Annotated in this window: 13 protein-coding genes and 1 riboswitch; of the genes, 5 read left to right on the top strand and 8 right to left on the bottom strand. The window is 63.9% G+C overall.

Annotation, left to right across the window (positions count from 1 at the left end):
- Positions 1-54: 54 nt before the first annotated feature.
- Both AC1RRT_RS11475 and AC1RRT_RS11470 read left to right on the top strand, forming a co-directional pair.
- Positions 55-1488, top strand: a complete 1434-nt coding sequence (locus tag AC1RRT_RS11475) for a DHA2 family efflux MFS transporter permease subunit (protein WP_493013930.1) — start codon at positions 55-57, stop codon at positions 1486-1488.
- Between the two features lie 3 nt (positions 1489-1491).
- The gene (locus AC1RRT_RS11470) at positions 1492-2295 is read left to right on the top strand and encodes a hypothetical protein (RefSeq protein ID WP_493013929.1); all 804 of its coding nucleotides are present in this window, start codon (positions 1492-1494) and stop codon (positions 2293-2295) included.
- Positions 2296-2307: 12 nt separating this feature from the next.
- Here the strand turns inward: AC1RRT_RS11470 and AC1RRT_RS11465 are convergent, their stop codons facing one another.
- Entirely contained in the window at positions 2308-3054 is a 747-nt protein-coding gene (locus tag AC1RRT_RS11465; protein WP_493013928.1) for an SDR family oxidoreductase, read from the bottom strand.
- A 108-nt stretch (positions 3055-3162) separates the two neighbouring features.
- On the opposite strand from AC1RRT_RS11465, the gene AC1RRT_RS11460 reads away from it, so the two are divergent.
- Together AC1RRT_RS11460 and AC1RRT_RS11455 are read left to right on the top strand one after the other, a co-directional pair.
- Positions 3163-4080, top strand: coding sequence for a LysR family transcriptional regulator (locus tag AC1RRT_RS11460; RefSeq protein ID WP_493013927.1), 918 nt, complete (start codon positions 3163-3165; stop codon positions 4078-4080).
- A gap of 90 nt (positions 4081-4170) precedes the next feature.
- On the top strand, positions 4171-5325 hold the full coding sequence (locus AC1RRT_RS11455; RefSeq protein ID WP_493013926.1) for an aminotransferase: 1155 nt from the start codon (positions 4171-4173) through the stop codon (positions 5323-5325).
- A 32-nt stretch (positions 5326-5357) separates the two neighbouring features.
- Here the strand turns inward: AC1RRT_RS11455 and AC1RRT_RS11450 are convergent, their stop codons facing one another.
- From AC1RRT_RS11450 to AC1RRT_RS11430, 5 genes are all read right to left on the bottom strand, one after another.
- Positions 5358-5870, bottom strand: a complete 513-nt coding sequence (locus tag AC1RRT_RS11450; protein ID WP_493013925.1) for a 6,7-dimethyl-8-ribityllumazine synthase — start codon at positions 5868-5870, stop codon at positions 5358-5360.
- Between the two features lie 95 nt (positions 5871-5965).
- A riboswitch (FMN riboswitch) is annotated at positions 5966-6124 on the bottom strand.
- A 116-nt stretch (positions 6125-6240) separates the two neighbouring features.
- Positions 6241-7353 carry an NADH:flavin oxidoreductase/NADH oxidase gene (locus tag AC1RRT_RS11445; protein WP_493013924.1) on the bottom strand — a complete coding sequence of 371 codons (1113 nt, stop codon included), beginning with the start codon at positions 7351-7353 and terminating at the stop codon, positions 6241-6243.
- Between the two features lie 117 nt (positions 7354-7470).
- Complete coding sequence (locus AC1RRT_RS11440) at positions 7471-8097, bottom strand: TIGR02466 family protein (RefSeq protein WP_493013923.1); 627 nt, start codon at positions 8095-8097, stop codon at positions 7471-7473.
- The gene (locus tag AC1RRT_RS11435; protein ID WP_493013922.1) at positions 8097-9536 is read right to left on the bottom strand and encodes a glutamine synthetase family protein; all 1440 of its coding nucleotides are present in this window, start codon (positions 9534-9536) and stop codon (positions 8097-8099) included. The genes AC1RRT_RS11440 and AC1RRT_RS11435 overlap by 1 nt, the downstream gene beginning before the upstream one ends.
- 25 nt (positions 9537-9561) lie before the next feature.
- Positions 9562-10893 carry a Rieske 2Fe-2S domain-containing protein gene (locus tag AC1RRT_RS11430; protein WP_493013921.1) on the bottom strand — a complete coding sequence of 444 codons (1332 nt, stop codon included), beginning with the start codon at positions 10891-10893 and terminating at the stop codon, positions 9562-9564.
- Positions 10894-11009: 116 nt separating this feature from the next.
- On the opposite strand from AC1RRT_RS11430, the gene AC1RRT_RS11425 reads away from it, so the two are divergent.
- Positions 11010-11798: an IclR family transcriptional regulator domain-containing protein gene (locus tag AC1RRT_RS11425; protein WP_493013920.1), complete on the top strand. Its 789-nt coding sequence runs from the start codon at positions 11010-11012 to the stop codon at positions 11796-11798.
- Here the strand turns inward: AC1RRT_RS11425 and AC1RRT_RS11420 are convergent.
- Together AC1RRT_RS11420 and AC1RRT_RS11415 are read right to left on the bottom strand one after the other, a co-directional pair.
- Entirely contained in the window at positions 11795-12289 is a 495-nt protein-coding gene (locus tag AC1RRT_RS11420; protein WP_493013919.1) for an aromatic-ring-hydroxylating dioxygenase subunit beta, read from the bottom strand. The genes AC1RRT_RS11425 and AC1RRT_RS11420 overlap by 4 nt on opposite strands.
- A 2-nt stretch (positions 12290-12291) precedes the next feature.
- On the bottom strand, positions 12292-13566 hold the full coding sequence (locus tag AC1RRT_RS11415) for an aromatic ring-hydroxylating dioxygenase subunit alpha (protein WP_493013918.1): 1275 nt from the start codon (positions 13564-13566) through the stop codon (positions 12292-12294).
- Positions 13567-13684: the final 118 nt, after the last annotated feature.

Here is a 13684-nt window from a genome sequence, read left to right as displayed (position 1 = left end):
TGGCGCGTTGCTGCCGATTCTGTCCGTCATTCCTCCCGCCCCGCACCTCTCCTCATGCTGATTCCGCTGATCGTTGCCTGCGCGCTGTTCATGGAGAATCTCGACTCCAGTGTGCTGGCGACCGCCCTGCCCAGCATCGCTGCATCCTTCGGCGAAAGCCCGCTGAAGCTCAACCTGGCGATCACCTCCTACCTCTTCAGCCTCGCCGTCTTCATCCCGATCAGCGGCTGGGTGGCCGACCGTTTCGGCGCACGCACGGTGTTCCGGCTGGCAATCGCCGTCTTCACCATCGGTTCGCTGCTCTGCGGCCTGGCGGATTCCTTCTGGACACTGGTCGGCGCGCGCACCCTGCAGGGCCTTGGTGGCGCCATGATGGTGCCGGTCGGCCGTCTGGTGATGCTGCGCTCGATCCCCAAGGCCGAGTTGGTGCGCGCCATGGCCTGGCTGACCGTACCGGCGCTGATCGGCCCCGTGATAGGCCCGCCTCTTGGCGGTTTCATCACCACCTACCTGTCCTGGCGCTGGATCTTCTGGATCAACCTGCCGATCGGCCTTCTCGGCATCGTACTGGTGACGCTCTACATCCCCAATGTGCGTGAAAAGGACGTACCGCCGCTCGACTGGCGCGGTTTCATCCTGTCGGCCATCGGCCTCTGCGGGCTGGTCTTCGGCTTCGAGACCATCGGCCGCGACCTGCTGCCCAATGGCGTGGTGCTGGGCCTGCTGGTGATGGGTGCGCTCGGCATCGGGCTTTACATCCGTTACGCGCTCAGCCATCCGCATCCGCTGCTGGATCTTCGACTGCTCAAGTTGCCCACCTTCCGCGCCAGCGTCGCCGGCGGCTTCCTGTTCCGCATCGGTGTCGGCGCCCTGCCATTCCTGTTGCCGCTGATGCTGCAGCTCGGCTTCGGGCTCAGCGCCTTTGAATCCGGCATGATCACCTTCATCTCGGCGGCCGGCGCACTGACCATGAAGATGGCGGCCGCGCCGATCCTACGGCGCTTCGGCTTCCGCCGCGTGCTGATCGGCAATGCCGTGATCAGCGGCGCCTTCATCTTCATCAACGGCCTGTTCCGGCCCGAAACCGCGCACCTGCTGATCATGGGCCTGCTGCTGATGGGCGGCTTCTTCCGTTCGCTGCAGTTCACCAGCATCAATACGCTGGCCTTTTCCGATATCCCGGCTGATCGCATGAGCCGCGCCACCAGCTTCACCTCGATGATGCAGCAGTTGTCGCTGTCGGCCGGTGTCGCCGTCGGCGCCATGGTGCTGCATGCGACCGTTACCCTCAGCGGCGGCATGGACCAGATCACTGCCGGCAGCTTCGCTCCGGCCTTTTTCACGGTCGGCACGCTGGCGGCGCTGTCGACGCTGGTGTTCCTGCGCCTGCCCGGGGATGCCGGCGCAGAGGTCAGCGGCCATCGCCTGGTGGCGCCCACGCAACGCCTGAGCCAGGGCACGCCGCCGATGCCGTCCGACAAACCGTAAATCATGCCCGACTTCGATTTCGCCCTGCTGGCCATCCTCTCGCGCGGCCTGGCCACCGCCGCTTTCGTCGGCTTTATAGTCATGATGATGGAGCGCACCTCGCCCTTCATCGGCGGCATCGTGCTGGCGCTGCCGTTTGTCACCGCGCCGGTCTATGTCTTCCTGATCCTGCACGAGCCCACGGTCTTCGTGGCTCAGGCGGCATTGGGCAGCCTTGCCACCATCGGTGCGGTCTTGCTGTTCCTGGTGGCAGTGATCACCTTGCTGCCGCGCGTGACCATGCCGCTGGCGCTGCTGGGCGGACTGGCGGCATGGTTCGGCACCGGGCTTGTCATTCGCGAACTACCAGCCGCCTTGCCAGTCTCGCTCGGCGTGCTGGCGCTCTGCGGTCTGATCGCCTGGTTCGCCGGCAGGCGCGTGCCGATGACAGCGGCGGCGGCCCGCGGACGTTCACCGGCCTATGAAGTGCTGCTGCGCGCCGCCGCCGCCGGGCTGCTGGTGGTGCTGGTCAGCGGCCTGGCCCATGTGATGGGATCGAAGGTGGCCGGCATCTTCGCGTCATTCCCAGTCGCACTGCTGGCTGTGTGCTGGTTCCTGCCGCGCCGGCTCGACAAGGCCGGTATCCGCGCAGCATTACGTGCCAGCCAGATCGGCATGGTCAGCCATATTCCGTTTTTCTGCAGCCTGGCGCTGCTGGGACCGCGCATCGGTTTGATTCCAGCCTTTATCGCCGGTATCGGCGGATCGCTGGCCGTGGCGGTGACGCTGGCGCTGCTGCGCCGGCGCCACCTCAACAAGACGGCTTAGACCGTACCGCCCCTATACAGTGCCACCGTTGGCACGCAGCACCTGGCCGTTGATCCAGCCACCGGGACCGGCGAGGAAGGCGACCGTGGCCGCGATATCGTCAGGCTGGCCCAGACGTTCCAGCGGCGACAGCTTTGCAAGCTGTGCCACGCGTTCTTCCGTCTTGCCGGCAAAGAACAGTTCGGTCGCCACTGCGCCCGGCGCCACGCTGTTGACCGTGATATGCCGGCCACGCAGCTCCTGCGCCAGGAAGCGACTGAGTGTTTCCACGGCCGCTTTCGTTGCCGCATAGGACGCATAGCCGGGCAGGTTCATGCCGACCACACTGGATGACAGCGTGACAATCCGTCCCCCATCGCGCAGCCGCGTGGCGGCCTCGCGCAGCAGATTGAACACGCCCTTCAGGTTGACGGTGACCATGCGGTCGAAACCCTCGTCGGTAGTCTCGGCGATCTTCGGCAGCGCCGGATCGAGAATGCCAGCATTGGCGACCAGAATGTCGGCACCGCCAAAAGTCTCCCGCGCGACATCGAACAGACGGCGCGCGGCCGCCGGGTCGCTGATATCGGCCTGCACGGCGATGGCGCGACCGCCAGCCTCGGCGATCTTCACCACCAGCGCCTCGGCGTCGGCGGCGCGGCTGGCATAGTTGATGACGACGGCATGGCCGGCCTGGGCCAGGGTTTCGCTGATCGCGGCGCCGATGCCGCGCGAACCGCCGGTGACGATGGCTGTCTTGCCAGAGGGGGAGATGGTCATGAGGAGGCGCTCCTTAAACTGGGGTGAGGCCTTCCCTATGCGCTTTTGATTTTATTGAATAAATAAGCATTTATGGACATTATTATTCAATAATACTAAACAATAGACATGGACCGCCTGCAGGCCATGCGCCTATTCACCCGGATTGTCGAGCTGGGCAGCTTCACCGCTGCGGCCGACGACCTGCAGATGCCGCGCGCCACCGTCACTTACGCCATCAAGGAACTGGAAGGCCGACTGAGCGTCCGTCTGCTGGAGCGCACCACCCGCAGCGTGCGCACCACCCTGGACGGTGAGGCCTATTACCAGCGCTGCACGCGGCTGCTGGCCGACCTGGATGAAACCGAGGCGGTGTTCAGCCAATCGGCCGCGAGCCCGCGCGGGCGCCTGCGCGTCGACCTGCAGGGTACGGTGGCGCGCACCGTCATCATTCCGGCATTGCCCGACTTCTTCGCGCAACACCCGAACATCACGTTGGAAATGGGCATTGGCGACCGCCCGGTCGACCTGATCCGCGAGGGTGTCGACTGCGCCATGCGCAGCGGACCATTGCCAGAATCCAGCATGGTGGCGCGTCGCATCGGCCTGATCGAGCAGGTGACGGTGGCAAGCGCGACGTATCTGGAAAATCACGGCGTGCCGCAACGCCCCGACGAGTTGCACCAGGGCAGCCATCGCGCCGTCAGCTACATGTCGATGGCGACCGGTCGCCATGAATCGCTCGACTTCACCATCGATGGCGCCAACCGCCCGTTCATGCTGGAAAATACCGTCGCCGTGAACGACGCCGATGCCTATGTCGCCTGCTGCCGCGCCGGCCTGGGCATCGTGCAGGTGCCGCGCTATCACGTCGCCGCCGACCTGGCCAACGGAACCCTGCGTGAAATCCTGCAGGCCTGGGCTCCGGCGCCGATGCCGGTCTCGGCGGTCTATCCCGCCCATCGCCAGCTCTCGCCACGGGTGCGGGTTTTCGTGGATTTCCTGGCCGAGACCTTCCGCCGCGCCATCGCCGAGGGCCGGCTTTAACCCCGCAGCCCTGTTGCGACCCGCGCTGGCGTGCTAAGCGATAATCCGCATTTTCCGCGTGTTTTACCTCACTTTTCTGGACTATTCGTCATGAATCCGATCTTTGCCGAAGCACCCACCACCATCTTCGAGACCATGTCGCGACTGGCCATGCAGCACAGCGCGATCAATCTCGGCCAGGGCTTCCCCGACGATCCGGGCCCCGAGGATGTGCGCCAGAAGGCCGCCGATGCGGTGATGACCGGCTGGAACCAGTATCCGCCGATGATGGGTCTGCCCGAACTGCGCCAGGCCGTCGCCACGCATTACAAGCGCTTTCACAATCTCGATCTCGACTGGCAGAGCGAGGTGATGATCACGTCGGGCGCGACTGAAGCACTGGCCGGCGCACTGATGGCGCTGATCGAGCCGGGCGACGAGGTCGTGCTGTTCCAGCCGCTGTATGATGCCTATCTGCCGCTGGTGCAGCGGGCCGGCGGCGTGCCGAAATTCGTCACCCTGCGCCCGCCGCACTGGCGCCTGGACGAGGCCTCGCTCAAGGCGGCGTTTTCGCCCAAGACCAAGGTGGTGATCTTCAACAACCCGCTCAATCCGACAGCCACCGTCTTCCCGCGCGAAGACCTGGAACTGCTCGGCCGCTATCTGGTGAAGTTCAACGCCATCGCGATCTGCGACGAGGTCTGGGAGCATGTGCTGTTCGACGGCCTGCAGCACCAGCCGCTGATCGGCCTGCCGGATTTGCGCGAACGCTGCGTCAAGATCGGCTCGGCGGGCAAGATCTTCTCGCTGACCGGCTGGAAGGTCGGCTTTGTCTGCGCCGCGCCGGCGATCATGAAGGTGCTGGCCAAGGCGCATCAGTACATCACCTTCACCACGCCGCCGAACCTGCAGGCCGCCGTCGCCTACGGCCTGGCCAAGGACGACGACTATTTCCTCGGCATGCGGCGCGACCTGGCGGCGGCGCGTGACCGCTTCACCGCCGGTCTGACGCAGTTGGGACTCAACGTGCTGCCCAGCAAGGCGACCTATTTCCTCAATGTCGATCTCTCGACCGTTTCGAACGATCTGGACGATGCCACCTTCTGCCTGCGCATGGTGGAGGAAGCCAAGGTCGCGGCGATTCCAGTCAGCGCCTTCTACGCCGCCGACCATGTGCGCAGCGTGGTGCGCTTCTGCTTCGCCAAGACCTACGACAAGCTGGATGGCGCGGTCGAACGGCTGGCCGACTTTGTGAAGCGCGCCTGAAAAAGCCCCGCCTTACAGCGGGGCTTTCCACATCAAGCCGCCTTCTGCAACGCCGCCATGGTGCGCAAGGTCGTGGCGCAGGCCATGGCCACCTCGCGGCCCTTCACCCTGAAATGCTCGGCGAAGAACTGGCGATGCTCGTCATGCTCATGGAAGTGATGGGGCGTCAGCACGCAGGAGAGCACCGGCACTTCAGTCTCAAGCTGTACCTGCATCAACCCGTCGATCACCGCCGATGACACGAAGTCATGGCGGTAGATGCCGCCATTGACGACGAAGCCAGCGGCGACGATGGCATGATAGCGGCCGGTCTTGGCCAGCAGCTTGGCCTGCAGCGGGATCTCGAACACGCCGGGCAGTTCGAAGCGGTCGATGCTGCCCTGGCGCAATCCCGCCTTCGCCATTTCGGGGAGGAAGGCCTCCCAGGCCTGGTCGACGATATCGCGATGCCAGCAGGCCTGGATAAAGGCGATGCGCCTTGCCTCCCGGCCGATGCTGTCGAGACGGATGTCGCTGATAGTCTGTTCTGGGCTCTGATTCATCATGGCGTCCTTTCATTGCCTTGCCTGAATCAGGGCGCACGGCAACGGGCACACGCCCTACGCACAGCATAAGCTGCACGCGCCAGGCGCGTTCCGTGGACCGCTCTCTTTCATCCGGACTGTAACCGTCGGCTTCGGCCTTGCACCGAATCTGCTGGACCCTTCCGGCCATATGAAAGCCGGGAGGCGCTCGCGGGCTCGCATCCCGAAGGACGCATACCGCCGGTGGGGACTTTCACCCCGCCCTGAGAACGTTGACGCACCGGACCATCCGGTGCATCGGAATCATGGATAGGCCGAAGATCGTCCGCCGTCCAGCGGGCGATTGCTGCGATACAAGATTGTTGTGGCCGCCGTTACGTCAGCGCCGAATTCAGCGACTGGCCGTCAGCTTGACCTCGCGCGGGGTATCGGCGCCGCGCACCCGGCCGCGCAGATACTGCGGGGCGACATGTACCTCGCCGCCCAGCACATCGGCGGCGTGCCAAGCCCAGTAGGGATCGTTCAGCAGCCCGCGCGCCATCGCCACCAGATCGGCCTTGCCGTCCTTCACGATGGCTTCGGCCTGTTCGGCCTCGGTGATCAGGCCGACCGCCATGGTGACAAGACCAGTCGCCTTCTTCACGGCCTCGGCGAAATGCACCTGATAGCCCGGGCCGGTCTTGATCTTCTGCTGCATCGAGACGCCACCGGAGCTGACATCGACGAAATCGGCGCCGAGTTCTTTCAGCCGCGCGGCCATGGCGATGGCATCGGCAATCTCAAGGCCTTCGCTGCCCATCCAGTCGCTGCCGGTGATGCGCATACCCAGCGGCTTATGCGCCGGCCAGGCCGCCCGCACGGCCTCGAAAACTTCCAGCGGAAAGCGCATGCGGTTTTCCAAGCTGCCGCCATAGGCATCCTTGCGCTTATTGGAGATCGGCGAGACAAACTCGTGGAACAAGTAGCCATGCGCGCCATGCATCTCAATCAGATCGATGCCGGCGCGGTCGGCGCGCTGGGCCGCCGCGACGAAATCACGCTTGATCGCGTCCAGGCCCTCTTCATCCAGTTCGCCGGGCACATGCCAGCCGGTGTCATGCGGCAGCGCGCTCGGGGCCACCGTCGGCCAGGCCAGCGGACCCTGCAGGGAATGGCCGCCACGCCAGGGCAGATCGGCCGAGGCCTTGCGGCCGGCATGAGCAAGCTGGATGCCCACCGGGGCCGGGCCAAACTGCTTCAGGTCGGCCGTGATTTCGGCGAAGGCGGCTTCCTGCACGGCGTTGTATAGCCCGAGGCAGCCCGGGGTGATGCGCGCCTGCGCATTCACATGGGTCGCTTCTGCGATTAAGAGGCCCAGACCTGCAGTGGCATAACGGCCAAGATGGATGCGATGCCAGGTGTTCGGCATGCCGTCGATGGCGCTGTACTGGCACATCGGCGAAAGCACGATGCGATTGGGCAGCGTCACAGAGCGGAGCTGCAGCGGTTCGAACAGGGCTGACATGGGGGGCTTCTTCAGGCTGGTTGCGATGCCCGATCAGGATGACGCAGTGGCAGCCTAAATCAAGCCCGAACCAATCAAGCCCTATCATTCACAGCCCCTGTCATTCAGGCCGGTCACTCAGCTGCGGGCGGACCAAGCGTAATTGAAGCTGATCGAAATACGTTCCTGCACCGTGAAACTGGCCGGCACCTCATGGCGCAGCCAGCTTTCGAACAGCACCACCTGGCCGGCTTTCGGCTTCACGCTGACATGGAGCTGCTCGCGCGGCCGCAGGTCAGCGCGGCGCGGCGGCGCGGCCATGAAGCGGTCGAGCCGCGGATCCTCGAACTTGATCGCCGCCGCGCCCCGCGGCACCTGCACATAGTAGGTGCCGCTGATGAAGCTGAGCGGATGCAGATGCAGGCCATGCGTCACCGCGCCAGCCATCATGTTGACCCAGCAATCGGTCATCTGCAGCCTGCGGCCGCGCAGGTCGTAGCCCAGCGCGATGGCATAGGCCTTCACCTGCGGATCGAGCGCCTTTTCCAACGCTGCAAAGGTGGACGAGATGCGATGCATCTGGTCGTGGCTGCCGTAGGAGGTATAGCCGCCGGGATAATGCTTGGCGCTCCAGCGCTGGCCGGTCTTGTCCGCCATGCGCAGGGAGTCGCAGACATCGATCAGGTCGCGGTTGAAGGCCTCAAGGCCCTTCTTCTTCAGCGGGGCGATATCGACGCGGGTCGGAAACAGGCTGAGCATGGTCATCAGAACAACTCGAAATATTCGCGGTGCTCCCACTCGCTCACTTCGAGCTGGTAGCGGGCGATCTCTGCTTCCTTGATATGGATGAAATAGTCAATGAAGGTATCGCCGAAACCGGCGCGATAGCAGGCATTGGCTTTCAGCGCGGCCAAAGCCGCCTCCAGCGAACGCGGCAACGGCGGCGCCGCCGTCTCGTAAGGCGCGTCCGCCGAGGCCGGCGGGGTGAGGCTGCGCTGCATGCCGTCCAGGCCAGCCAGCAACTGCGAGCCGAGATAGAGATAGGGATTGGCGGCCGGTTCGCCCAGCCGGTTCTCGATCCGGCTGGCCGGGTCGCCCTTGGCGCCCAGCACCCGGCACATCACGCCGCGATTGTCCCTACCCCAGATGGCGCGGTCGGGCGCCAGCGAATACGGACGATAACGGCGATAGGCATTGATGGTGGGCGCGGCGAAGGCGGCCGAGGCCGGCGCCTGCTCCAGCAGGCCGGCGAGGAAGCGCTGCCCCAAGGCCGACAGCGGCTCGCCATCCTGCGTCGGGATGAAGGCGTTCTTCCCGGTCTTGCGGTCATTCAGCGACTGATGCAGATGCCAACCCGACGAGAAGATGTTCGGCAGCTTGGGCCGGCACATGAAGGTGACGTGATGACCATGTCGGCGCGCGATCTGCTTGGCGGCCGAGCGGAACAGCACCATCGTGTCGGCCGATTCCATATTGGCACCGGGCCGGAAGGTGAACTCGCACTGGCTGGGACCAAACTCCACCTCCATCGAGCGCAACGGCAGGCCGAGCGCCTGGATATCCTTGCGCAGGATTTCGTAGATCTCGTCATACTGGTCGTAGCGCTGCTCGGTCAGGTACTGGTAGCCCTGCGTGAGCAGGCTGACGCTCGGCGGCGTACCCGGCTGGCCGGCATCTTCCGGCCGCAGGTTCGGATTCTCGAGCTTGAAGACATGGAACTCGACTTCGAGGCCGGCGACATAATCGTAGCCCGCGTCGTTCACCTGCTTCAGCGCATTGCGATAGAGCTGGCGCGTCGAGAAGGGCACCGGGCGGCCATCGGCAAAGTAGAGATCGCAGAGCAGCCAACCGGTCTGCGGCGCCCAAGGCAGCACCTTGAATGTAGTGGGATCGGCGACCATCAGCACATCGGCCGCGCCCTGCATCTCCGGGATGCCGAAGCCGCCGCCCTTGGTGAAGACCGGAAACACCGTGCGATGCGAGGTGTCCTTCGCCAGCAGGGTGGTGGTGAAGCCGACGCCGTTGCGCATGGCGCTGCTGAGTTCTTCGGTCACCACGGTCTTGCCGCGCAGGATGCCGTGCTGATCGGCAAACGAGAAACGGATGACGCTCAGGCCCCGATCCGCGACTTCCTTCTCGACGGCCTTGGCCGCCATCTGCTGCTCCGGCGTCCACAGGCCGTGCTGGTCGACAAAACGCTCCACTGAAAATCCCCCGAGAATGCCAGCCTTATTCCGCGGCGAGAGGCGCAGGCGCCTGCCACGGGGCGGCCTGACGTTTGCGCGCATCGGCCTCGCGCCAGTATGCCTGCCACGTGGCGGTGGGGGCAATGCCATCGATGGTGATCGGGCCACGAATGGCCTTGGCCGCGGCGGCATCCAGCACCATCAGCGGCGGTTCGTTGCCGCTTTCGGCCTGATCGATCGCCTTCATCAGCATGGAACGGTAGTTGATGATTGCCTTGTCGGTGCTGCCCAGATGCTCGCGCGTACGGTTCTGGATCGGGCCCTGGCCCTCGATCGCCCACTGGTCATGCACATTGATGTCGCTGCCCATGCCGGTATAGGTCTGGGTCTTCTGCTCCAGCGCATCGAAGCCGTAATTGTTGGCCTTGTTCTTGCGCGGAATATAGTCGGGCAACGTATAGAGCTCCAGCCGCTGAGCGCGCATCTGCTGCTTGTCCACCGGCGTGGTGAAGCTGGTGAAGATGGCATACCAGTAGCAGTTCACGTCATCGATCGGGATATGCCATTGGGTAATGGTCATCTCGGCCGAGAGCGGAATCACGAAGGCCTGCGGGAACAGCAGATTGGTGACGCGCACATGCGTGCTCTGGTCGCTGATCTGACGCAACGCTGTCAGCCGCATACCGTAATCCGTACGCTCCACCTCGATCTGCGGGCATTCGAACTCGCGCAGCACCTTGGTCATCGGCATGTCGGAATCGGCCGAATTGGCGCGGAATTGCCGGCCGTAATTGGCATTCGGGTCTTCGTCCTCGAAGAAGCGATGCAGGAAGGAGGCATGAGCCGGATCAATACCGACCTCCAGCGCCTGCAGCCAGTTGCAGGCGATATGGCCCTTGAAGGCAAAGACATGGCTATCAGGTGCGACGAAGCAGTCGAGATCGGGGAAGGCCGGCGCTTCGCCCTCGCCCAGATAGGCAAACAGGATGCCGCTGCGCAGCACCACCGGATAGCTCTTCTGCTTGATGCGCTGACAGAGCTTGCTGGTCGCCGGCTCGGCCGGCGTCTGCAGGCACTGGCCGGTGACATCGAACAGCCAGCCATGGAAGGGGCAGCGCAGGCCGCCGTCTTCCGGCCGGCCGAAGGCGAGATCGGCGCCGCGATGGGGGCAGTCACGATCCAGCAGGCCATAGCGGCCCTGCTCATCGCGGAACAGCACGAAGTCCTGGCCCAGCAGCTTCACCGGCTTCACCGGGCGGATGTCTTCCAACTCCTCCACCAGCGCCACCGGCTGCCAGTAGCGGCGCAGCAGCTTGCCAGCCGGCTGATCGGCGCCGACGCGGGTCATGCGCATATTCTGTTCATGCGTGGTCATGGCAGGGACTCCCTCAAATCCGCCTTGACGGACCTTCCCACAGGCCCGACAATGTCCGACTAGCGAACATATGTGCGATTTTAAACCTGTCCGTCGATCACGGCAACGAGAAAACCATGACCCGCCTGCGCGCCATCGATGCCGAAAAACGTCAGCAAAGCGGCCGCAGCCCGGATTTCCTGGAAGCACTGGCGCGTGGCATGAGCGTGCTGACGGCGTTTGATGGCAGAAACCCGCAGATGTCGCTAAGTGACGCGGCCAAACGCGTCGACCTGCCGCGCGCCACCGTGCGCCGGGCGCTCTATACGCTCAGTGAACTCGGCTATCTCGAAACCGATGGCAAACTCTTCCGCCTGACGCCGCAGGTGCTGCGGCTGGCCGGCGCCTATCTTGGCTCCACGGGAAATGCGGCAGCGCTTCAAGCTGCCTGCGATGCGCTCTGCCGCGACCTGGACGAGGCCTGCTCGGCCGCCGTGCTGGATGGCGCCCATGCCGTGATGGTGGCCCATGCCTCACCGTCGCGCTTCCTCTCTTCCGCACCCGGTCCAGGCTTCCGCGTGCCCGCTTTCTGCTCGGCCTTGGGCCGCGTGCTGCTCGGCGCGCGCGCGGATATCGACATGAAAGGCCTGGGCGTGCAGGCACTGACACCGAAGACCGTGACCGATCCAAAAGAGCTGGCACTGCTGATCACAAAGACCGCAAAAGATGGCTATGCGCTGTCAGACCAGGAGGCCGAGCTGGGTTTTCGCTCGCTGGCGGTGCCGGTGCGGCGTTTCGATGGCCGTGTAGTGGCGGCGCTGAATATCGGCATCCGCATCGAGAGCGCCACACCTAAGCAGATGCGTGACACGTTCCTGACGGCACTGCTGCAGGCCGCCGAGAATCTGAAAGACCGCGTCGTCTAGATCGGATAGATCAGCGAGTTGAGGATCAGCTCGCTGTCAAAGACGCAGATGCGCTCCTTCAGCTTCAGCCCGTCATCGGTGCGCAGCAGCTGGTCGATATATCGTCCGACATTGTAGACCTCGGATATCGATCCCGGCTTGGTACGGAAGACCGAATAGTTGGCGGTCGCCCTGATGCTGACGCCATCGTCGCTGAGAATTTGCGCCACGCCGATCACATGGCGCTGGTAATAAGGCGCATGAAACAGCGTGTTGGTGATGCCATAGGCGCGGTCGCGCAGCATGCCCTGACTTTCCAGCGCCATGATGCTGAGCGGCAGGCCGGCATCGTAATTTTCGCGCGGCACGATGCGGTAATAGCAGTCCTCGGTGAACTGGTTCACCCAGGCGTCGTAATCACCGCGATCCAGCATGTCGCCATAAGCGGCATTGAACTGGTCGACGCGGTACTGCGCCTCGAGGATGCCGAGGCCAATCGGATTGGGACGCATGGTCAGAGCTCCATCACCTTGCGCCAGTAGCCGTACATGCCGCGGATCAGCGTCTCGGTGACCATATGCTGGGTCGGCGCCACATCGCGACCGCCGAGCTCGCAGATGGTATTGCCCTCCGCGCCCTTCTGACGGAAGCCGTCCTGGGAGAATTCGATCACCTCGCCATCGTCGGCCGAGACAAATCCGGCCGGACCGAAAAGATTGGCCTGACGCAGGCGCCGCTGCGTCATCTCTTCCGTGTCGTCCTCGAAGCCGAAATGCGTCCAGATGAAATCGAAGGCATCGGGACCGGACGGCACGATATGACGGGTGGACAGCGAATTGACCTGCTGCTGGATGATCACGCTGGGGAACAGCGTGATCATGGTGACCGTCGGCCCCTTCCACCAGGGCTCGGGCACCACGTCGAGCAGGCGCGTATCGTTCAGCGCCATGTCCCTTTTGAAACTGGTAACGCCCTCGGTGACGGCTTTCGCCTCGCCGCCGGCATTACGCTGGGAAATCATCACCGCATGGCGGCCTTCGGCGTCCATCACCATGCGCGACTGCTGGTCGGCGCGCCACAGGCCGAAGGTGACGAACCAGGTGTGCAGCAGGCCCGGATGATACGGGTCCTTGATGTTTTCCATCATCAGCTTCCAGTTGCCCGGAATGCGCTGGCGGCTGGTGCCCAAAATAGTGAGCTTGCGGCCGTCGAAGATGCGGTTCAGCCAGGGCATCACATCCGGCCCGAAGTAATCCTCCAGCGCCGGCGGATCCTGGTCGAAGGTGGCGAAGACCAGGCCATTATAGGTCGCGACTTTCAACTTGCTCAGGCCATGCTGCTTGAGGTCGAAGTCGGCCGGCATGCCGCCCTGTACTTCGCCATTGTCTTTCTTCACGCCCTGGCGGAACGGCAGCCCGGCGAGGTCGCCGTTCAGCTTGTAGGTCCACTGGTGATAGGGGCAGACGAAGCTGCGCGCATTGCCGCGCGGCTTCTGGCAGAAACGCACGCCACGATGGGCGCAGCGGTTCTCCACGACATTCAGACTGCCATCGCGATCGCGCACGACGATGACCGAGCGCTCGCCCACATGCGACAGCTTGTAGTCGCCGGGCTTGGGCAGCTCGGCCTCCAGCGCCACATAGCACCAGTGACCGTTGCCATGGAAAAACCGCTCGAGCTCGCGGCGATATACAGTGGGATCGGTATAGGCCCAGAAGGGAATGCGGCTGGAGCCTTCATCTGACCAGCGAGGCAGACCTGCCAGGGGCGCAGCAGGGGCAAAATTCATCTCCGAATCCTCCCGACACGGATTTATTTGCATTTGCAAATATTATCCTCCTGCTTCACGGCAGCGTCAACCAGCTTCCGTAAGGTCACAATTGAATCCGGAGCCGAAAGGCCGGAGC

It is taken from the genome of Ferrovibrio sp. GW821-FHT12B10 (assembly GCF_058807515.1).
The sequence above is the reverse complement of the archived record's forward strand: the minus strand, read 5'-3'. Positions and strand labels throughout refer to the sequence as shown.